The sequence below is a fragment of the Terasakiella sp. genome (assembly GCF_048267425.1).
Taxonomy (GTDB): domain Bacteria; phylum Pseudomonadota; class Alphaproteobacteria; order Rhodospirillales; family Terasakiellaceae; genus Terasakiella.
Genome location: NZ_JBLWXN010000003.1, coordinates 208,832 through 229,343, shown reverse-complemented (window position 1 = coordinate 229,343; position 20,512 = coordinate 208,832). Strand labels below are relative to the sequence as shown.

At 47.9% G+C, this 20,512-nt stretch carries 24 protein-coding genes; 11 read left to right on the top strand and 13 right to left on the bottom strand.

What is annotated here, in order from left to right; genetic code table 11:
* Window positions 1–46: 46 nt before the first annotated feature.
* Both ACN0VA_RS07270 and ACN0VA_RS07265 read right to left on the bottom strand, forming a co-directional pair.
* On the bottom strand, window positions 47–1,180 hold the full coding sequence (locus ACN0VA_RS07270) for an ABC transporter substrate-binding protein (RefSeq protein ID WP_417820511.1): 1,134 nt from the start codon (window positions 1,178–1,180) through the stop codon (window positions 47–49).
* 134 nt (window positions 1,181–1,314) lie between these two features.
* Entirely contained in the window at window positions 1,315–3,099 is a 1,785-nt protein-coding gene (locus ACN0VA_RS07265; protein WP_417820510.1) for an acyl-CoA dehydrogenase, read from the bottom strand.
* A 188-nt stretch (window positions 3,100–3,287) separates the two neighbouring features.
* On the opposite strand from ACN0VA_RS07265, the gene ACN0VA_RS07260 reads away from it, so the two are divergent.
* Window positions 3,288–3,710, top strand: coding sequence for an HIT family protein (locus tag ACN0VA_RS07260; RefSeq protein ID WP_417820509.1), 423 nt, complete (start codon window positions 3,288–3,290; stop codon window positions 3,708–3,710).
* Between the two features lie 13 nt (window positions 3,711–3,723).
* The gene (locus ACN0VA_RS07255) at window positions 3,724–4,521 is read left to right on the top strand and encodes a hypothetical protein (protein ID WP_417820508.1); all 798 of its coding nucleotides are present in this window, start codon (window positions 3,724–3,726) and stop codon (window positions 4,519–4,521) included.
* 156 nt (window positions 4,522–4,677) lie between these two features.
* Here ACN0VA_RS07255 and hemN read toward each other — a convergent pair whose 3' ends face one another.
* A complete protein-coding gene (gene hemN, locus ACN0VA_RS07250) occupies window positions 4,678–6,036 on the bottom strand; it encodes an oxygen-independent coproporphyrinogen III oxidase (RefSeq protein WP_417820507.1) in 1,359 nt (452 codons plus the stop codon).
* Window positions 6,037–6,171: 135 nt separating this feature from the next.
* Between hemN and ACN0VA_RS07245 the strand changes: the two genes are divergently transcribed.
* A complete protein-coding gene (locus ACN0VA_RS07245) occupies window positions 6,172–6,975 on the top strand; it encodes a substrate-binding periplasmic protein (RefSeq protein WP_417820506.1) in 804 nt (267 codons plus the stop codon).
* A 44-nt stretch (window positions 6,976–7,019) separates the two neighbouring features.
* Here the strand turns inward: ACN0VA_RS07245 and ACN0VA_RS07240 are convergent, their stop codons facing one another.
* From ACN0VA_RS07240 to ACN0VA_RS07215, 6 genes are all read right to left on the bottom strand, one after another.
* A complete protein-coding gene (locus ACN0VA_RS07240) occupies window positions 7,020–7,571 on the bottom strand; it encodes a peptidylprolyl isomerase (protein WP_417820505.1) in 552 nt (183 codons plus the stop codon).
* A 17-nt stretch (window positions 7,572–7,588) separates the two neighbouring features.
* Entirely contained in the window at window positions 7,589–8,077 is a 489-nt protein-coding gene (locus ACN0VA_RS07235) for a peptidylprolyl isomerase (RefSeq protein ID WP_417820504.1), read from the bottom strand.
* An 80-nt stretch (window positions 8,078–8,157) separates the two neighbouring features.
* Complete coding sequence (locus ACN0VA_RS07230; RefSeq protein WP_417820503.1) at window positions 8,158–8,613, bottom strand: 2TM domain-containing protein; 456 nt, start codon at window positions 8,611–8,613, stop codon at window positions 8,158–8,160.
* A gap of 106 nt (window positions 8,614–8,719) precedes the next feature.
* Window positions 8,720–9,235, bottom strand: coding sequence for an HPP family protein (locus ACN0VA_RS07225; RefSeq protein WP_417820502.1), 516 nt, complete (start codon window positions 9,233–9,235; stop codon window positions 8,720–8,722).
* 141 nt (window positions 9,236–9,376) lie between these two features.
* On the bottom strand, window positions 9,377–9,943 hold the full coding sequence (locus ACN0VA_RS07220; RefSeq protein WP_417820501.1) for a hypothetical protein: 567 nt from the start codon (window positions 9,941–9,943) through the stop codon (window positions 9,377–9,379).
* A 42-nt stretch (window positions 9,944–9,985) separates the two neighbouring features.
* On the bottom strand, window positions 9,986–10,678 hold the full coding sequence (locus ACN0VA_RS07215; protein ID WP_417820500.1) for a GGDEF domain-containing protein: 693 nt from the start codon (window positions 10,676–10,678) through the stop codon (window positions 9,986–9,988).
* A 243-nt stretch (window positions 10,679–10,921) separates the two neighbouring features.
* On the opposite strand from ACN0VA_RS07215, the gene ACN0VA_RS07210 reads away from it, so the two are divergent.
* Complete coding sequence (locus ACN0VA_RS07210) at window positions 10,922–11,725, top strand: EipB family protein (RefSeq protein ID WP_417820499.1); 804 nt, start codon at window positions 10,922–10,924, stop codon at window positions 11,723–11,725.
* 9 nt (window positions 11,726–11,734) lie between these two features.
* Here ACN0VA_RS07210 and ACN0VA_RS07205 read toward each other — a convergent pair whose 3' ends face one another.
* Both ACN0VA_RS07205 and ACN0VA_RS07200 read right to left on the bottom strand, forming a co-directional pair.
* The gene (locus tag ACN0VA_RS07205) at window positions 11,735–12,763 is read right to left on the bottom strand and encodes an MBL fold metallo-hydrolase (protein ID WP_417820498.1); all 1,029 of its coding nucleotides are present in this window, start codon (window positions 12,761–12,763) and stop codon (window positions 11,735–11,737) included.
* Between the two features lie 79 nt (window positions 12,764–12,842).
* On the bottom strand, window positions 12,843–13,607 hold the full coding sequence (locus ACN0VA_RS07200) for a hypothetical protein (protein ID WP_417820497.1): 765 nt from the start codon (window positions 13,605–13,607) through the stop codon (window positions 12,843–12,845).
* Between the two features lie 189 nt (window positions 13,608–13,796).
* Between ACN0VA_RS07200 and ACN0VA_RS07195 the strand changes: the two genes are divergently transcribed.
* From ACN0VA_RS07195 to ACN0VA_RS07185, 3 genes are all read left to right on the top strand, one after another.
* The gene (locus tag ACN0VA_RS07195; protein ID WP_417820496.1) at window positions 13,797–14,696 is read left to right on the top strand and encodes an ROK family protein; all 900 of its coding nucleotides are present in this window, start codon (window positions 13,797–13,799) and stop codon (window positions 14,694–14,696) included.
* A 61-nt stretch (window positions 14,697–14,757) separates the two neighbouring features.
* The gene (locus ACN0VA_RS07190) at window positions 14,758–15,183 is read left to right on the top strand and encodes a rhodanese-like domain-containing protein (protein ID WP_417820495.1); all 426 of its coding nucleotides are present in this window, start codon (window positions 14,758–14,760) and stop codon (window positions 15,181–15,183) included.
* Between the two features lie 59 nt (window positions 15,184–15,242).
* Complete coding sequence (locus ACN0VA_RS07185) at window positions 15,243–16,520, top strand: DNA polymerase IV (RefSeq protein WP_417820494.1); 1,278 nt, start codon at window positions 15,243–15,245, stop codon at window positions 16,518–16,520.
* 4 nt (window positions 16,521–16,524) lie between these two features.
* Here ACN0VA_RS07185 and ACN0VA_RS07180 read toward each other — a convergent pair whose 3' ends face one another.
* Window positions 16,525–17,391, bottom strand: a complete 867-nt coding sequence (locus ACN0VA_RS07180; protein WP_417820493.1) for an SAM-dependent methyltransferase — start codon at window positions 17,389–17,391, stop codon at window positions 16,525–16,527.
* 84 nt (window positions 17,392–17,475) lie between these two features.
* The gene (locus ACN0VA_RS07175) at window positions 17,476–17,799 is read right to left on the bottom strand and encodes an ArsR/SmtB family transcription factor (protein ID WP_417820492.1); all 324 of its coding nucleotides are present in this window, start codon (window positions 17,797–17,799) and stop codon (window positions 17,476–17,478) included.
* Window positions 17,800–18,004: 205 nt separating this feature from the next.
* On the opposite strand from ACN0VA_RS07175, the gene ACN0VA_RS07170 reads away from it, so the two are divergent.
* The 4 genes from ACN0VA_RS07170 (at window position 18,005) to ACN0VA_RS07155 (ending at window position 20,507) form a co-directional block, all read left to right on the top strand.
* Window positions 18,005–18,262 carry a sulfurtransferase TusA family protein gene (locus ACN0VA_RS07170; protein ID WP_417820491.1) on the top strand — a complete coding sequence of 86 codons (258 nt, stop codon included), beginning with the start codon at window positions 18,005–18,007 and terminating at the stop codon, window positions 18,260–18,262.
* An 86-nt stretch (window positions 18,263–18,348) separates the two neighbouring features.
* The gene (locus ACN0VA_RS07165) at window positions 18,349–19,287 is read left to right on the top strand and encodes a histone deacetylase family protein (RefSeq protein ID WP_417820490.1); all 939 of its coding nucleotides are present in this window, start codon (window positions 18,349–18,351) and stop codon (window positions 19,285–19,287) included.
* A 77-nt stretch (window positions 19,288–19,364) separates the two neighbouring features.
* Complete coding sequence (locus ACN0VA_RS07160; protein ID WP_188662913.1) at window positions 19,365–19,604, top strand: exodeoxyribonuclease VII small subunit; 240 nt, start codon at window positions 19,365–19,367, stop codon at window positions 19,602–19,604.
* Window positions 19,605–19,616: 12 nt separating this feature from the next.
* The gene (locus ACN0VA_RS07155) at window positions 19,617–20,507 is read left to right on the top strand and encodes a polyprenyl synthetase family protein (protein ID WP_417820602.1); all 891 of its coding nucleotides are present in this window, start codon (window positions 19,617–19,619) and stop codon (window positions 20,505–20,507) included.
* Window positions 20,508–20,512 lie beyond the last annotated feature (5 nt).

Below are 20,512 nucleotides of genomic sequence, written 5' to 3'. Positions count from 1 at the left end.
CGCGGGGACCCAGTGTGTCCGGTTTTACAGGAAGGATACGTCTTGTTCAGGGATGTGTCGCAGCAAGGAGGTTTTTGAGGCTGAAATCGTAAGCCGTCAGTGTTTTGTTTTGGGTTTTGCTGAAACGGGTAAAATCGATTTTTGACCAGTCGCGGGTGCCGAGTTTCTTTTCAAATTCGTCGATATTCTTCAAGGTAATGGCTTCCATGGGGAAGTGGATTTCTTTTTCCAACAGTTGATTGTTGTGATGGTCGAACAGGGCAACAATGGCCCATGCCCCGGCGAAAAAATGACCGCCATGTGTCATGGTGAATTGTTTGTTACGCACAGCATTCAGGCCGTCTTTGGACCAGTTTAATCCGGCAATGGCGTAATCCTGGCCTGCCTTCAGTTTATGGTTGGTCATTGCCGCGATGGCACCCAGGGCAATGTTGTCGTTGGCTGCCCAAATCAGTTTTGGGGCTGGCGCGTGGGCAAGGTATTTGTTTGTTTCGTCAAAGGCTTGATCTTTCGACCAATTGGTGTAAGCGCGATGGATTTCTCGTAAGCCGGTCTTTTCACTCAAAAGCCGTCCAAGGCCATCGTTGCGTTCCAATGAGGCGGGTGTGCGGTTGTCCCCGCCTAAAGTCAGGACGTTATAAGGTGCTTGCCAGTTGCGCGCGTGGGCAAAATCCAGCAGCGAGGCCGCCATTTCATATCCGGCTTTGTCGTTATCCGGTGTGATGCTGCCTAGCCAATATTTAAAAATCTGACCGGGGCGACCGATAAATTGCCGTTGCTGATCTGTGACGGAATTCAGCAAAAACAGAGTGGGAATACGCCGTTGTTCGGCTTTGCGCAGAAAACCGGAAAGTTGCTGATACTCGTTGACGATAATAATGTAATCAAAATCAATGGCGGAATCGAAAATTTCAGCAGCGTTTTCGCGGATCTTGCCGGGGGTTCGATCCCCGTACCAGATATGCAGGTCGGCCCCGAAATGATGGGCGGCGGCTTGCATGGTATCGCTGACATCTTTCCAGAACCCACGATCCGCAAAACCGGGGTTGTTAAAGGCGATTTTCAGTTGTTTGGAGGCACGCGCAGGCAGCTCGCCATATGCAGGGATGACAAGTATAACGCAGAATAAAAAAGATAGCGCCCAACGCATATAGGCTTCCCCGTTTCGTTTATAAAACATACCGCAATCAAAAGAGGTGTTCTATATGAAAACGGTAATTACTACATTTGTAGTATAAGGGCAAAGGTTAAAAATAAAAGAACAGCCCCTTTTTCAAGAGACTGTTCTTTTTCGTCAAGGCATTGGGCTGGATTTTACAGCCAATCGTCTTCGCATTCCAATACCGCGTTGTAGCCTTTGGTAAAGATGGCTTTTAACGCGCTGGAGGTCGGCATGATCTGTTCGGCAAAGAAACGGGCCGTGTTGATCTTAGCTTTCATAAAGGCCGGGTTACCTTCGTTTGCATCCAGTTTCGCCTGTGCGATCAAGGCGGATTTGGTCAGCAACCAACCGCCGCACAAGTTACCGAGCAAACGCAGGTAATGTACAGAACCTGTTGCGGCTTGTTTCGGGTCTTCCTTAAAGCTTTCCAACAACCATGCGGTTGCTTTTTCCGTATTGTTTAAACCCACTTCGATGGCCTCGGCCATTTCAGTAAAGACACCGCCTTTGGCGTTGGCGGCGGCTAGATCTTCTTTGATCATCGGCAGCAGAATATCCAGATAAGCGCCGCCGTTCATGCCGACTTTACGACCGATGAGGTCGTTGGCCTGAATGCCGTTGGTGCCTTCATAGATAGCGGTGATACGCACATCACGCAGCCATTGCGGGGCACCGCTTTCTTCGATAAAGCCCATGCCGCCATGAACCTGAATGCCGTCATTGGCAACTTCGATACCGATATCGGTGCTGTAGGCTTTAACCACCGGGGTCAGCAGTTGGATCAAGGCGTCCGCAGTTGCGCGCGCATCATTGTCGTCGGTTTTGGCAACGATATCCTGCTGGCGTGCGGTGAAATAGGAAATAGCACGTGCGGCTTCGGTTTTTGCCTTCATGGTCAGCAACATACGACGCACATCGGGGTGTTTGTCGATGGTGACGGATGTTTTGTCCTTGGACCCGATAACCGGGCTTTGAACGCGTTCGCGTGCGTAGTTCAACGCACATTGATAAGCACGCTCGGCTGCTGCAAAACCTTCGTTACCCACGTTCAGGCGGGCGTTGTTCATCATGGTGAACATGCAGGCGAGGCCTTTGTTTTCTTCTTTAACAAGATAACCTGTCGCGCCTTCAAACGACATGGTCGCGGTCGGGGAGCCATGAATGCCGAGCTTATGTTCAATTGAAATACAATAAGCCGGATTGCGTTCCCCAAGGCTGCCGTCCTCATTGACCAGATATTTCGGAACGATAAACAGGGAAATACCGCGTGATCCTGCCGGTGCGTCCGGTGTGCGCGCAAGAACAAGGTGAATGATGTTCTCGGTCATATCATGTTCACCAAAGGTGATGAAGATCTTTTGACCGGTGATTTTGTAAGTCCCATCGTCTTGTGGAACAGCCTTGGCGCTGACGGCGGCGAGGTCGGAACCAGCAGACGGTTCGGTCAGGTTCATGGTGCCTGTCCATTCGCCCGTGACCATTTTTTCTAGGAAAATTGCTTTTTGTTCATCAGATGCGTGATGGTGCATGGCTTCGATTGCGCCACCTGTCAACATCGGGCACAAACCAAACGCGATGGAAGAGGAATTCCAGATTTCGCTGACGGCGTTGGACAGGACGAAAGGCAGGCCCATGCCGCCATATTCCGGGTCAAAACCGATCCCGTTCCAGCCGCCTTCGACAAATTGGGCGTAGGCTTCTTTAAATCCCGGGGACGTGGTGACTTCGTTGTCTTTCCACGTTGCGCCTTGTTCGTCAGAAGCTTGAGCAAGCGGGGCAATGACATCACGGCCCAGTTTGCCGGCTTCTTCGAGAATTGCGTCAACCATGTCCGGTGTTGCTTCTTCGTAGCCGGGCAATGCGGTAATGGAGTTGAGATCAAAGACGTCTTTAATCAAAAATTCCATTTCGGTAATGGGGGCATTGTATTCAGTCATGGTGTTTCGCTCACTTCATCGTTGGTCTATGACAAGAGACTTAATTGTAATTCGGTAAGATTATACCGATTAATAGTTTCTATGCCATAAAAATGTTCGGTAAGCGAATTATTTTTTTATGACAAATGTAATGAAAAGAGCCATGATACACTGCTAAAATCGCATAGGTATAAGAAGGAGATACCCCCATGTCACTTGCAGACGATTGTATTTTTTGCAAAATCTTACGTAATGAAGTCCCGAGCCTGAAGGTTTATGAAGACGAACAAACCTATGCCTTTATGGATATCAATCCGGCAAACCCCGGTCATGTGCTGGTGATTCCCAAATATCACGCCCCGAATATTTTTGAAATTCCGCCGGAATGGTTAAGCGCTTGTATGGTGACAGTACAAAAAATTGCACTAGCCGTGGAAAAAACCGTTTCACCGGACGGGATCAATATTTTGCAAGCCAATGGGGAAGGGGCCGCGCAATCGGTCTTTCATTTGCATATTCACGTCATGCCACGGGCAAATGGCGATGATTTAAAAATGAACTGGGGGCATAATCCGGGGGATATGGAAGCGATTGCCGCCTTGGCAGAAGAAATTAAAGCTGAGTTGGCTTAGGTTTGCGCTTGGAATGCGTATTCGTCTCCCCTTAAGCATTGATCATCAGAAGAAAAAGGCAATGTCACTCTATTTGCCTTTTTCGCTTTATCTGCATTTTGTGAGCTGGGATTCTTTTGAAGCTATTTTGCCGGATGGTCTGCGGGAAAAAGCCGCAAGTTTGAAAGAGGTCTTTAACGACCAAAATCGTTTTTTCAGTGAAGACTATAAGAAAGAATATGAACGTTCCCCTTATATCCGGTTTTTGACAGGGCCAGACGTTCATAAATTTTTTGCGAAAATGTTATCGCTTAATTATCAAACCTATCAACATATCCTACAGGCACCTGTCGGTTCATTTCAGGAATATTTTGCGGATTTGAATTTATTCTGGAATGCAAAATATACCGACGACCTTGTCGGGGAGAACCTCGAAGATTTACGGACGGTTTTGTTTTGCCAAGCCTGTATTCAGTCACAATATCAACGGGTTATGGATAAGAAAAGCTTGCATGAACGACTTGATGAATTTGCGAAAGATCAACTGCGTGAAAAAGATCGGCAAATCAAGGCGCAAAAGCGTGAAATTCAAAAATTGAAGATGCAATATAACGATATAAAGGCCGAACTGTCGCAAATGCAGGAAAAGAATGTCGTTCTTGTCCCGTCCGATCCACATTATATGCTGGGTTTGCACCCCGATCAGTCGAACAGAGCGCCAGAGCGGGCGAAAGTATTGCTTAAGGTTTTGCATCCCGATAAAAGTGGCACAAATGAAAGCGGCTATTTATTCGATATGATCGTCAAGGCACGGGATATGATTATTAAGTAAGGGCAAAAAGGGGAGAGTACTCTTCCATCTTAGATCCCTTCTGTGCGGTGGAAATTGACAGATTATTGGACCACCGCTTCAGAAAAGAGACACGAGACATAAAATTCTTTGCATCGTCTCGTGCCCAGTCTTTCAACTGGGCACGGCATGTTAAATCTAGACGGCGCGGGAGTGTTTTTTCTGTCCCTGTTGTAAATAGGTATCGAAGGTTGCCGCGATTAACCGCATGAGGGGACGGCCTTCTTCCGGCAAGGTCAAAACACCGTTTTCCAATGTACAGATTTCGTCTTTGACCAAGGTTTGCAGCCTTTCTTCTTCAGCGGCAAAGAAATCTTCGGACACACCGTGTGCGCGACACAGGGCAGGCAGGTCAACTTTCATATTACACATGATTTGTTCGATGACGGCACGGCGCAGGATATCTTCGCTGGTTAAGGCGCGTGTACGTCCGATGGGGAGCATACCAGCATCAATCATGCGGCGATAATCGCGCAACGGCTGAACGTTTGCCATATAACCATCCGGTGTCTGTCCAATACTGGAGGCCCCAAGCGGTAACATCACCGGATTGTTATCAATCGTATAACCTTGGAAGTTACGGTGCAAACGGGTTTCGTTCATGGCGATTGTCATTTCGTCATCCGGTTTGGCGTAATGGTCCAGACCGATTTTGACAAAGCCGTGTTCTTCCAACCGTTTGGCGGCGGCTTCCATTTGTTCCCAGCGTTCACTGGCATTGGGCAGCGCTTCTTCGGGGATGAGCTTCATATGAGATTTCATCCACGGTACATGGGCATAACCAAAAACAGCAAATCGTTTGGGTTCGAGACTGACAGCCTTGTCCACCATATCAATGACGCGTTCGGTCGTCTGGAAGGGCAGGCCGTACAGCAGGTCGAAGTTAATCGAGGTAATGCCATATTTTTTCAGCCACTCCACAACCCGTTTGGTCACATCGAACGGCTGGACACGGTTGATGGCGATTTGCACTTCTTCATGGAAATCCTGAACACCAATGGAGGCACGGTTGATCCCGGCCTCGGCAATGGCTTGAACGTAGTCTTCCGTTGCGGTGCGCGGGTCCAGTTCGACGGCGAGTTCAGAATTTTCATCAATATCGAACAGGTCTTTCAACTTGTCGATGATGGATCGCCAGTCGTCGGCTTTTAACATGGTGGGGGAACCACCGCCCCAGTGGACGTGCTTGGCCGTCATGCGCGCAGGCAGGGCTGCCGCCAGCAGGTCGATTTCCTTATGGACATATTCCAGATAGTCGGAAACGGGGTCATAGCGTTTGACGATTTTTGTATAGCATCCGCAGAAGTTACACATGGACTCGCAAAACGGAACGTGGATGTATAATGATACGCCTGTTTTGGGATCCAGATTGGACAGCCATTGACGATATTCTTTATCGTTATCGGTTTCCAGAAAATGCGGGGATGTAGGGTAGCTGGTATAGCGCGGAACCCGAAGGTCGTATTTTTCAGCTTTTTCTGCGATGGTAACGCTCATGGCAAATCCGTATCAATGTGATTATTTGTTAAGGTGCTATATCGCGCTTAAATGTGGTCATTGTTAGGCAAATCCAATAGACCCATTGGGGAAAGTTCGTTAACATATGCGCTTAGAAGTTACGGAGTGTATGAAATGTTTTGCAAAAATCGGGCTGTTTTGTGCCTTTTGGCCCTGATTTTGATGACCTCACAGGCCTTTGCAAGCAGTTTGGCAGGTAAGACAATCCGTTTTTGCGGGGACGGGTCCGGTTGGCCGCCTTATACATACACTTTAGCGGACAATCCCGATCAAATTTTAGGCTATGATGTGGATGTTGTGCGCGCAATATTGGCGCCGCACGATATAAAAGCTGAATTTTTTATGCCGTCATGGAAACAATGTCTGGAACATAGCGAGGCAGGAAACGTCTTTCATGTGGCGTTAAGTGCGTCCTTCCATCCGGAACGCGAAAAGAAATTTCTCTACACCGATTCTTATTATGAAACCGAAATTCATTATTTTTATGCAAAATCACGTTTTCCCAAACCACCGAATGTTTTGATTGCAGCCGATTTATTCGGCTATGGACGTGTCTGCGGGCGTTATTCTTATAATTATGAAGGAACGGGCGTTCTTAAAAACGATAAACTTGCGTTGATCGGGAAATCATTTTCTGCCTTGGTATCACGTACATTGAGCGGTTATTGCACGTTTTTTATAGCGCGCCCCAGTGCGATTGTGGGATTTGGTTTGTTAGGGAAAAAGCTGTTTACAGAAGATGAAATTGAATATTTTCCCGTGCCGGGTGCGGATAAAGATCATTTTTATATGATGGTGTCACGGCAATTTCCACAAGCAGAGGAATTGCGACAAATCCTGAATGACGGTATTGCACGCCTTAAGAAGTCGGGCCGCTTACAGGCGATTTTGGATGGGTATTATAAACAGATAGAATAAAGAAAAACCCGGTTGTTTGAACCGGGTTTTTCTTATTGGTCAGCTTATTCCTTAACGTCTGCAGCGACTTGCATTCGAATGATTTTGTCAGGATTGGTGACTTTACCGTTTTCGTAGCTGCTGCCTTTTTTAATCTTGTTGACATATTCCATACCGTCAACCACTTGTCCGAAGACCGTATATTGACCATCAAGATGGGCGGCTTTCTTAAAGACGATGAAGAACTGGCTGTTGGCACTGTGCGGGCTACGTGAACGTGCCATTGAAAGTGTGCCGGTTTCATGCGGTGTGTTGGTAAATTCCGCAGGCAAATCCGGGTATTGGCTGCCGCCCATGCCGGTACCGGTCGGGTCCCCGGTTTGCGCCATAAAACCACGGATGACGCGGTGGAAGACCACACCATCATAGAAGCCTTCGCGCGTTAGTTTTTTGATGCGTTCAACATGTTTCGGGGCCAAATCAGGACGTAGTTTAATGACCACACGACCATCTTTCAGGTCCATGTAAATGGTGTTTTCCTTATCGAAATCGGCAGCATGTGCGCTGAAGCTCAGGCCGAGGACGACCAAAAGTGAAAGAACCAAACGTTTCAACATAATTGTATTTCCTTATTTTACTCTGCGTCGGCAGCAACTTGCATTTTGATGATGGCATCGGGGTCTTCGACGCTGCCATTATCAAACGGGCTGCCTTTTTTGATGGCGTGAACATGTTCCATACCGTCAATAATTTGACCCCAAAAAGTATATTGATTGTCCAAATGAGGGGCGCGGTCAAAACAAAGGAAGAATTGACTATCTGCACTATTGGGGTCCATAGAACGGGCCATGGAACAAGACCCTTCGATATGGGGTTCATCCGAAAATTCAGCATCAATATTCGTACCTGACCCACCGTATCCTGTGCCAGTTGGATCACCTGTTTGGGCCATGAAGCCGTCAATCACGCGGTGAAAAACGATGCCGTCGTAAAAGCCATCACGGGCAAGTTCTTTAATGCGGGCGCAATGCTTGGGGGCCAAATCGGGGCGCAGTTCAATTGTGACGCGCCCGTCTTTGAGGTCCAGATACAGTGTGTTTTCGGGATCTTTAATGTCGACCATTTCGAAGTGCCTTGCTTAATCAAATCCTAGAATGAGGCAGGCAGACTAACATAAAAATCGACAAACGGAAGGGGGCTTCGTTAATCCTTTTTGCGCAGGCGGGCTTCCAGTCGCTGTTCCCAGTCCGGCAGGAATGTTTTTATTGCGTGGAAAATCAAGCCGATACCCCAACCGAATAAGGGGTAATGAAACCAGATTGTTTCAGCGTTAAATGTCAAATTGATAAGGACCAAGCCCATATTGACGATCAGGTAAGTGATCAAATGACGATAAAATTTGAAACGACGACGTACTCGGCGTTCCCGTTCGACATCTGCTAATTTTTCAAGCTGCGACGTGCCCAGATCCGGTGCGTTGTTTAAAAAGACATCCGGTGGGGTATCAAAAACAGCGCTTAAGGCTTTGGCTGTTTCCAGTGAGGATGTACCACCGTTTTCAAGACGTTGAATGGTGCGAACACTCAGTCCTGCGATTTCAGCAAGCTGTTCTTGCGACCAGCCTTTTTCAAGGCGCAATGGTTTTACAATCTGTTCCATGATTTTTCCTTATGAGGGATTTGATGGAAAAAACATAGGAAAATTTAAAAGACAGCAACACGTCACCAAGGTGACAGCCCTGTGACAGGCAGGCGACATGGAGAGCTTACCAATATTGTGGATAACGAACACTGGGGCGTAGATTATTGAATATCAAGGCTGTTAATGCGACGACCAGTGCGCCGGGTAAAACGGGGGCAACGAGATAATCCCAAGTGGGTTGCAGGGCAAAAATAACAAGCGGTGTTGCCGCGGCCGGGGCATGGGAGGTCCGTGTTGCCAGCATTGCCATAACGGCCAGTGCGACTGCCAAGGCGATTTGCAAGGCACCGTAACCCAGAAATTGCAAAACGAACAAGGCGGCGCATGAAGAAATCATATGCCCCAAAACAATATTTCTCGGTTGGGCAAGTGGGCTATCGGGAATGGCGAAAGCTAGAAAGCAACTGGCACCAAGCGGGGCCATCAAAATGTTGAAATGCAGGGCTTCTTCCAGATAAACCCCGATTGCAATGGCAAGGCCGGCACCAACACCTGCCAATAAAATATGAAAAATAGAGGCATGCGCAGGCAGCGATGTGCCGCCGGACATTTTTTGTAGGTATATTCGAAGGGGGCGCATAATGGTCTTTCGTTTGTCGGCTCTTATTATTTATGAAAGAGGTCGGGGGGATGACAACGAAAGGGCATATATTATCTGTATTAAAAAATCAATTAACTTTTTAATATTGTAAAACCATTAAAATATTGGGGGAATATAGGGTCATGCGACAAAATCAAGTGTTTCTTCGAAGCCGTGCAGCACACCTAAAATTCGGTCGATCTGTTCCAGTTTTTTGGGGTCGCCCGACGGATAACGTTTTTCAAAATCAAAACGGTCCTGCCATTGTTGAATGTAATCACGCGGTCGGTCCGGGTCGGCCCGTTCCCCGGTTAACGCACCGATGGTATTTTCAAAACCGGGGTGCAGTTCCGGTTGAAAGGCCAGCATGGAATATTCTTCGAAAGAAAGCGAGCCCTCAATATATAGATCAAGGCTGAAATCCACCATTTCACGCGGGGTCATGGTGCGAATATCGAAAGTAACATCCTCGCCACTGTCACCCGTATTGTTGAGCTCGTCCAGTTGGTCTAGGTCAATTTCAATGCCTTGAAACTGGACAATATCTTGTGGCGCAATGCGTTTTTGTTGTTCTATTCTGGTTAAATCATCCGGTCCGGGCGGCGGGGTGATCAAGACATGGCTTGTGGGGCCCGTCGTTACCGAACGTTGCGACTGATTTTCCTGTTCGTGCAGCAGGACGTGTGACAATGTCGGGTCAATATGCATGATCCGCTCCTGTCATCACTTTTATTTGTGTCAGTTTGACACTTATTCTGCTGCGCTTAATGTGCATTTGTCCCGTTTCAGTTTTTTGGTGAGATACATGGCATTATCGGCGGCGGAAATTAAATTGGTTGTACTGCTGTTGTGGTCGTAAGTTTGAATGCCGAAGCTAGCCTTCAATGTTAATAAATGTTCTTGCCAGCGTAAGGTGGTGCTGTTGATTTCGTACGCGATTTTTTCAATACAGCGTTCGCCGTCCTGCCACGGGCTTCGAACCAGTAAAATGGCAAATTCATCGCCGCCTAGACGGGCAACGTAATCCATACCCCGTGTCATACGTTCCATGACGCGGGCGACATGACATAACACTTCATCGCCACAGGCATGTCCAAAAGTGTCGTTAATCTGTTTAAAATCGTCCAGATCGATATAAGCGAGAATACCGGTTTCCTTAAACCGTCGGGCTGAGGCGAGAACACGTTGCAATTCGGCCTGAAAGCCGCGTCGGTTCAATAAGCCTGTCAGGCTGTCGGTCATCGCAAGCCGATCCAGATATGCAATGCGTTCGTTGCGCTGGTTAAGGGTTTCTTCCAGTTTGTAAGTCAGGCGTAGCGTTTCGTGCAGCGTTTCTTCGCGCTGCGCGGTGTTGCCACGCCCTTCCATGCAACTTGCCAATCGGCAAATGCTGGCGACAAGTTCACTGACCTGAGTATCATTGTTTTTTATGTTATCAAACATGTTGCGGTACTCCGCCCTTGTTATCGTTTCATTCCCTCAAGGCTTCCCCCCGGTTGCCAATCTTTCTTTCAAAACACATATTTACCCTGCATCGTGCATGATGCCGGATTTTTGGATAACCACGCAAAACATGTGCCAGAAAAACAATCTGAAATCGGCGGAAATTGGTCCGCCGAAACTTGTCGTCGCTAGGCAAAAAATGCCGCCTAGGCAAAAATGATCTGTTCAAGGTATAGTCAAAATATGAAAATGATATTGACCATAATCGGGGCCTTCAGCATTGCAAGTGTTACAGCGGCGCAGGCTGGGCCATTTAAACTGCGTTCCCATGAAGCGACGTATGCCATGAAGCAGGTTCATCAGGCCGGACGAAACTGGTCTGCGGTCGAACAGGCACAAGGGATGTTACGCTATCGTTTTAAGAACGTGTGTGACGGGTGGACGGTTGAACATCAAAGTAATGTGATGATGAATTTTGAAAATGCCCAACAATCCCAAATGAAGTGGAATTACACCAGTTGGGAAGCCCGTGATGGCAAGCGGATCCGGTTTCACAGTCGCATGAAACAAAACGGTGTTCAGGTAGAAAATTTCAGCGGTGAAGCCCGTTTTGAAGAAGGTAAAGGTGTTGTTGTTTATACCAACCCGGATGGGCGACGCGAAGATATCCCGCAAGGGACACGTTTTCCAACAACGCATTTGATTGAATCGATTGAACGTGCGCAAAAAGGCGACCTTGTCTTTTCTTCCCCTTATTTTGATGGCAGCGGGGAAGATGCGTTTTTCAATGTGGATGTGGCTATGCCACCTTATACGGGCAAAGCATTGCATGCAGTGAAGGGAACAACATTGGACCCGTCACCGGCGTGGGATATGCAATTGTCTTTTCACCAACCGGGCAGTCAGGATAGCATTGCGTCGACCCAAATCGGCGCACGTTATCGCAAAGACGGGATTGCGACACGACTGGTGCAGGATTTTGGCGACTTGGTTTTAGTCGGTGATTTGGTTGAGCTGACTTATCTGGATGAGCCTATCTGCCAATAAGGTTGTACTTTATTTTATTTGCACAAAGCGAGAAATGCCGTCCATACCGTCGTCACGTTGCAAACGTCCTTTTGCTTCCAGATGATGCAGGTGGGCAAGGCTTTCGCCAATGGCAAAAAAGATTTGATGGCTGTCCAGTTCCCGGCTGAATAACCCCTTGAGGACCTGCAAGGCCGTTACCGGTTTTGCACAGAGGTTATAGGTTTCCTCCAACCGGTCATCATGGTGATGGGCCAGATCGGCAAGACGGGCATGCAGGCCCCGAAACGGCCAGTCATGGGAAGGTAGAACCAAGACATCGTTCGGTAGAGGGGCAAAGCGGTTTAAGCTGTTTAAAAATTGGCTGAGGGGATCCGCATCCGGTTCTTGCGGCCAAATGCTGATATTTGGGCTGATACGAGGCAGAACCTGATCACCGGAAATCAAGACATTCAAATCTTTACAGTATAAACAGGCATGTTCGGGACTGTGGCCTGTACCGACAATCACTTGCCAGTCATGCGCGCCAATGCGGATCAACTCACCGTCCTGAATACGGTGAATACCGGCGGGCGGCATACTGATGCGCGACGGATAAGAAACACTGCGTTCCGGGATCAGGGCCATGAGTTTGTCATCAAATCCTGCCCGACGATAAAATTGCGCAAGGTAGGTGCCGGATCGATCCGTTGTTTCCAGTTTTAAATTACGCGCCATTCCCCATTCGCCCAAAGTCATCCACAGGGGGAGATCATATTTTTCTTCAAACCAGCCCGCTAAGCCGACATGATCGGGATGAAAATGTGTGACGATCATGCGTTTCAGCGGTTTGGCCCCCAGTGGGCCGGAAAAAAGTTTTTCCCAACGTTCGCGTACATTGGGCAGGTCAATGCCTGTATCGACGATTGTTAATCCCTCGCCATCATCCAAGACCCATAAATTGATATGATTCAGTTTAAAGGGCAGGGGCATACGCACCCAATGAACACCGGGGGCAACTTCGACAGATGTACCGCCATCGGGAATGGCATCAAAGGGATAATGAATGGTCTCAGACATGTTTTTTTATCCTCAAATTAAAACGGCCCATCCTTTTTATATAAGGATAGGCCGTTTAAAAATCTTGTGCCCAAATACCTTAGTGATATTTGAATGATCCGCCTTTTTCGTTATTAACGATCCAGGCCAGTTCTTCTTTGATGACTTCGGTATGGTGGTTTTCCGGTGCGGTCAATACGTCGCGGATGATTGTCATACGGACGGCTTCGGGCAGGCGGTCGAAGTTTTCAAGGAAAAGAAACTTGATAGACGGGCGGATCGTTGTGGATAACAGCATGGAGGTGACCAGACGTTTCCGAATGTCGTGGCGCAGGTTGCCGTTTTCCGTCAATTGGAAGAATTCTTTTACAAACAGGCGTGGTGCCATTTCGCCATCCAGCAGGGCATGCAGATTTTGGCGCAAGGCAGACGAAAACTGTTTGCGGGTTTGCACAATGGCGCGGTTGGTCTGGCGCACGACTTCACCAATCGCCTTTGGGTGGAAATCATTTTCATGCAGCATGTTAATGGCATGCGTGACATTTTCATGTTTGGAGGCATCGGCAACAATGCGCATGACCTCACCGACAAATTTGTTCTTTCCGGCCTTGGGGCTGAGGCGGGCGGCGGCGGCCATAGACATCGGGGATTCTGGATCGCGTGTCGCCATCAGGGAAAGCGGCATCGGGTCTTCCAATGATTCCAGATCCAGATTGATGTTTAAGAGGTTTTCCGGCATGAGGATTTTTGTCTTCTCGCCGGGGACGCAAATCGGTTGATGGGTCTTGTATTTTTCTTTTAGATCCAACGCACACGAAATGCCTTTTTTAGAAATGCCCAGTTTTGATTCCAACTGATCAGCCATTCTTGGTTTCCCTGATTCAAAATTCTGTGCCCGTACATACGGACAACATGCCATTCTAACTATAAACACCTTGACCTGCAAAGGAGTTTCCGCCCCAACCGCATGGGCAAATAATGCCCATTGACAGATCCGATCTTGTGATACAATGCCGACAATTGATTAACACTTCGTAACTTATTGGAATTTCTTATGCGAATCGGAATCGACCTTGGGGGAACGAAAACGGAAATTCTATGTTTAAGTCCGTCTGGACAAGAACTCTTGAGAAAACGGATCCCCACGAAACAGGGAAATTATCAAGGTACCATTCAATCGATTCGCGATTTGGTGTGGTGTGCAGAACAGGAAATCGGTCAAACAGGCAGTGTCGGGATCGGTATTCCCGGTTCGATTTCTAAAAAAACAGGCTTGGTTAAAAATGCGAACTCGGTCTGGTTAATCGGGCAGTCGTTTCAAAAAGATTTATCCGATGCATTGGAACGCGATGTGCGTGTCTCAAATGATGCAAATTGTTTTGCCTTATCCGAAGCTGTTGATGGGGCGGGGAAAGACGCACAAACGGTCTTTGGTGTCATCCTCGGCACTGGCGCAGGCGGTGGGCTGGTTATTGACAAGCAGGTTGTTGCAGGTGTGAACGGTGTGGCGGGTGAATGGGGGCATAACCCTATGCCCTGGGCACGAGGGGACGAACAACCCGGGCCGTTGTGTTATTGTGGTCTTCGCGGATGTATTGAAACCTTTTTATGTGGTCCGGCTCTGGCGCAAATGTTTGAAACGGCAACGAGGGCGCAAATGAGCGCCAAAGAAATTGCCGGTTTGCCCTCTGATATCACGGATCCGTTTTTTACGGTTTATGAAGATCGCTTGGCGCGGGCATTGGCGAGTGTGATTAACATCTTTGATCCTGATGTAATTGTTCTGGGCGGTGGCTTGTCCAATATGGATCGATGGTATCAAACCGTACCGGAACTTTGGTCAAAGTGGGTGTTTGGCAATGAATGCGATACGGAACTGCGCAAGGCCGTTCATGGTGATTCGAGCGGTGTGCGTGGGGCAGCGTGGTTGTGGCCTTTAAAATCAAAGCTATAGACAGATAAGTCTGTTATACCTACAGTTATTAAAATAATTTCCTTCATATGGGGAGGGTAGGATGTTCAGGTTATTGCCAATATCCATCTTTGCCGTCGTTCTGCTTTGCCTTGGTAGCGCGGTTCAAGCACAAATGATTTCGCCGGAACATGTAGAAGGGGCCGAGACAATTAATGCTGCACAGGCAAAGGCTTTGTTTGATCAAGGGGCTGTATTTATCGATTTGCGACCTCAAGAAGATTTTGCCAAAGGGCATATTGCAGCGGCCATCAATATAAATATTGCCGGTGCGTTCAATCGCAACATGATTGAAAAGAAAATTCCAAAAGACCAAACCGTCATTTTTTATTGTTATGGTGTACATTGTTTGCGTTCTTATACTGCATGTGTTCGAGCTGTTAGTTGGGGATATCAGAAGGTTAAATATTTTCGCGATGGGCTTCCGGCATGGATTGCTGCTGATTATCCAGTTAGAAGCGGAATATAATTGTTCATAGGCGGAATATTCTCTTTTTGTTCTTGTCTGTTCTGCGCTAAAATAGCGCCATGACAAAACGCTTACCTACATTATGTCGCGATTGCGCCCACAGTTTTGAAGATCGGCCGGACAGCCAACGGTGTCCGAAATGCGGGTCCGTGCGTCTTTTGTCTCATCCTGAATTAAACAACCTGCATATCGCCCATATTGATTGTGATTCGTTTTTCGCAACGGTTGAAAAACGTGATAATCCGGCCTTGAAAGATAAGCCGGTCGTTGTCGGTGGGCGACATCGCGGTGTTGTGGCAGCCGCCTGTTATATCGCCCGCATTTATGGTGTGCGTTCGGCCATGCCGATGATGCGTGCCTTAAAACTTTGTCCTGATTTGGTTGTCGTGCCGCCATCCAAGGGGAAATACGGTCAAGTGGGGCGTGAAGTTCGAAACCTGATGTTTGATGTGACGCCGATGGTCGAACCTTTATCCATTGACGAAGCCTTTTTGGATTTAAGCGGGACGGAGGCTTTGCACGGTGGTAGTCCGGCACGTACTTTGGTGCGTCTTATCAAGCGTATTGAAACAGAGATCGGCATTACCGCATCGGTGGGATTAAGCTATAATAAATCGCTGGCAAAGTTGGCGTCCGACTTGGATAAGCCGCGTGGATTTGCGATTTTAGGCCACTCAGAAGCGATGGATTATCTGACAGATAAACCTGTCAAAATGATCTTTGGTGTCGGGGCGGCTATGGAAAAAAAACTGGCCTCGGACGGGATTGCAACGATTGGACAATTGCGTGCTTTTGAAAAAATTGATTTGATGCGCCAGTACGGGGCAATCGGCGCAAGGCTTTATCATTTTTGCCGCGCCGAAGATGACCGTAAGGTAACGCCGGAATCAGAGACCAAAAGTGTTTCCAACGAGGTGACGCTGGATGAAAACCTGCATAGTTTCTCCGATTTGAAGCAGGAGCTTTATCCGCTTTGTCAAAAAATATCAGAACGTATGAAAAAGGCGGAACTGGCAGGGCGCACGGTGACGTTAAAACTTAAAACAACGGGCTTTCGCAACATTACCCGTTCGCGCCAACTTCCCCATCCCACACAATCGGCAGAGGAACTGTTTAACTGTTCCGTTGACTTGCTGGAACCCTTGTGTGATGGCCGAAGTTATCGTCTGATCGGAACGGGATTTTCCATGTTACAAGACAGCAACCAAGTTGATCCGGTTGCCCCGGACCTTTTTGATATGGCAGAAAGCCAGAAAGATCAACGATCTGAAAAAGCGATAGAAGAAATCAGGCGCAAGTACGGCGGTAATTCAATTGTCAAAGGGCGCTTGTTATAAGGCTCTAATCCCGTGTCGTTGCAGCCGCAATAACGTGGATCCAGCCTAAATATCCGTCTTCTGCAGCCCGTTTCCAGACGGCCATGCCTTCACAGGCATGTTCGAAGGCTTCTTTGCCGATGCGCGGGATGATTTCGCCTTGTTTGCGCTCCATCTGCTTGAGGGTCCAGCCATAGGTCAGGGCAACATTTTCGGACCAGTCTTCCCATTTTTCAACTTGGAAACCGCAGGCGGCAAGGTTGACTTCATATTCATGTTTGGACCACATGGTTGGTGTCTTGACCCGCTTGAGGATGGCTTCGCGCAAGGCAGGCGGGGTGGAACGGCGTAAGGTGACTTCGGAAAAAGCCAGCAGGCCAAACGGTTCCAATACGCGATGGGCTTCATCGAGAACGACATTGCGGTCACCTGCATGTAGAAAGCTTTCCTGACTCCAGTAAACTTCAAAACTGTTTGCCGCATAGGGGAGGTGGTGATAATCGCACTTTTCAAATTTTACTTTATCGGACAGACCTTCTGCCTTAGTTAATTCCGCAGCATAATCCAGTTGTCTTTGTGAAATATTTGTGGCGAGGACGGAACAATCGAAACTGCGTGCCAGTTGGCGCGCCAGACTGCCGTATCCACAGCCGACTTCCAGAACTTTGCTTTCTTTATGCAGGGCAATGCCATCAATCATGGTGTCTTTGGCCCGTTGCATGGCAATCGGCAGGGCTTCTTCCTTGGATTGGAATTTCCCCAGATGAATGCTGTTACCCCAAATCGAACGATAGATGTCGTCTGCGGTGCCGTCATAATAATTTGCCGCTAATTCAGCAGCAGGGCTTAAAATGGTGGCGGATTTTGCCAAAGAAAGAGAAGTCGAAGTCATAGGAAGTCCTGTATCAGGTATCTTTAAAAGAAAAAAGCCGTCGCAAAGCACGACGGCTTTTTTCTTAACATAACCTGTTCTGCCTTAAGCGCAAGCAGTTGCGGCTTCGGGTGCACAATAGAGATTATAAAGAGTCTCTATTACCGTTGAGGCCTCTTCGCCTTTTAAGGAATAATAAATGGTTTGTGCATCACGTCGGGTCTGTACCAGACTATCGCGGCGCAAACGGGCGAGATGTTGCGACAGGGCCGATTGGCTCAGTCCGATAATCTCTTCAAGCTCGCCAACCGATTTTTCCTGATTGGAGATCTGACATAAAATCATTAAACGATGTTGGTTGCTCATCGCTTTCAGCAGGGTGCTGGCACGACGGGCGTTTTCTTCAAGTTTCTGAAGTTCTATATCCATGGCTCTGTTCGCATACTGTTAATGGTTTTGATTACATATTATTTTTCGTATATAAGAAAATCTCATAAAGTGAATATAAGCAGTTGTACAGGTATATTCCATATAAAAAAACATATATTACGAAAAAAAATAGTATATGCTGCGAATGTAATTTTCGCTAAAGCTGTATCGTGTTTTGGTTTTATATAAATAAAGTGATTATCAATTGGAAAAACAAGATAAAATTATCGCACAAATTGAAATAGACAAATATCTGGATGCGACGGGTATGCGCTGTCCGATCCCGGTTTTGCGTGCCAGCAAAGAAATAAAGGCAATGGAATCCGGTGAGATTTTGAAAATAACGGCGTCAGATTCTCAGGCGCCACGTGATTTTCGTGATTTCTGCAACGCTTCGGGCCATGAGCTTTTATTGAATGAAGAACGGGACGGAAAATACGTTATCATCCTTAAGAAAGGCTGATGAAAAGAGTAGCTTTTCCCCGAATATAACCTATGATGCATATGCAACCTGATACATAAAGATAATGCAAAGCAGGGGGGAAGGCTATGTCCACATTGTTATTGACGCATCCGGTCTGTATGAAACATGACACGGGTGAACATCATCCAGAACGCGCGGCTAGATTGCGCAAAATCCTCAGTTATTTAAACAGGGAAGAGTTTTTCCTGCTTCACCGTGACGAAGCACCGATGGCGAGCCATGCGCAGCTGGAATTGGCTCATCCGACCAACTATATCGAGGCAGTTGAACGTGCCGTGCCCAAGGTTGGCGAACATCTCAATGCGATTGACGGTGACACGATCGTTTCTGCCGATACGTGGGAAGCGGCTTTGCGCTCGGTAGGCGGGGCCTGTTATGGGGTGGATGAAGTTATGGCGAAAAAAGCGCGCAATGTTTTTTGTGCGACACGTCCACCGGGCCATCATGCAGAAACGACCAAGGCAATGGGGTTTTGTTTTTTCAATAATGCCGCCATTGCCGCCATCCATGCCGTTGCAAAATATCCCGAAGTGAAAAAAGCGGCTGTGATTGATTTCGATGTGCATCATGGCAATGGTACGCAGGATATTTTTTATAACAGTCCAAATTTATTTTATGGATCGTCCCATCAATCGCCGGGGTACCCGGAAACGGGCAAGGAAAGTGACACGGGCGTTGCCAACAATATCTGCAATGTGGAATTGGCACCGGGGTCACGACCAGAAGAATTTCGCACCGCTTATGAAGAAAAAATCCTTCCAGCCTTGCGTGCATTCAATCCAGATTTTCTGGTTATTTCTGCCGGATTCGACGCGCATGCCCGCGATCCGCTGGCCCACCTTCGCTTAACGGTTCAAGATTTTATCTGGGTGACGGAGGAACTTCTCAAAGTCGCCAATGAATGTTGTCAGGGGCGTGTGGTCTCGGTTTTAGAAGGGGGCTACGATGTTGATGCCTTGGCCGCCAGCGTTGCGGCGCATGTGAAAACCTTGATGCATGCTTAAAATCAGTCCTAAAAACTTGCCCTGAGCAGGCGGCGGGCGTACATTGGCCCGCCCGTCAATCTATAGAGTTTTTAAAGATGTCCCAGACTGAAATCGAAAATTTAAGCTTCGAAGAGGCCCTTTCCCAATTGGAAGAAATTGTACGCCAGTTGGAGAGCGGTTCCGGTAAATTGGATGATGCAATCACCGCCTATGAAAAGGGCGCGTTATTGAAACGCCATTGCGAAGCCAAGCTGGCAGAGGCCAAAGCCAAAGTCGATAAGATTTCGCTGGCGCCTGATGGCAGTGTCAGTGCACAACCGACCGAGATTTCCTGATAGAAGGCCGCAATCGTGACTGATTTAAAATTGGCTTTACAAGAACAGGCCGAAGACGTTGATAAAGTTTTAGATGACTTGTTACTTGAACCGGAAGGCCCGGAAGCACAAGTCGTGAAGGCCATGCGTTACAGTGCCTTGGGCGGTGGTAAACGGGTACGTCCGTTTCTGGTGATGGCGTCTTCTCGTTTATTCGGTGTATCTGAAACCAGTGCGCTACGTGTCGCAGCCGCTTTGGAAATGGTGCATTGTTATTCCTTGATCCATGACGATTTACCGGCAATGGATGATGACGATTTGCGCCGTGGGCGTCCCACGTGCCATATTGAATATGACGAAGCCACGGCGATTTTGGCGGGTGATGCGTTGTTAACACTGGCATTTGAAGTTTTAGCCGATGAAGAAACGCATCCATCGCCAAGTGTGCGGTGTGCGTTGGTGCGCGAACTGGCCAAGGCATCCGGGATGAACGGGATGGTTGGCGGTCAAATGATTGATTTAATGGCGGAAACCCGCGAGCTCGGTATTCCCGAAATTACCCGTTTACAGCGTTTGAAAACGGGCGCCTTGATCGTCTTTGCCTGTAAGGCCGGGGCCATTCTGGGCAAGGCGGAAGAGATTAAAATGCAAGCCTTGCGTAATTATGGACATGATCTGGGGCTGGCTTTCCAAATTGCGGATGATCTGTTGGATGTGGAAGCATCCGAAGAAGAAACCGGCAAGAAAGTCGGCAAGGATGCAGAACGCGGCAAGGCAACGTTTGTATCGCTTTTGGGGGTGGAACGCGCACGCGAACAGGCCCATATGCTTTCAGAACAGGCTAATCGCCATCTGGATGTTTTTGATCGTGATACAGAATTATTGCGCGCAATGGCGCAATATGTGGTAAACCGCCGCAACTAAAATAA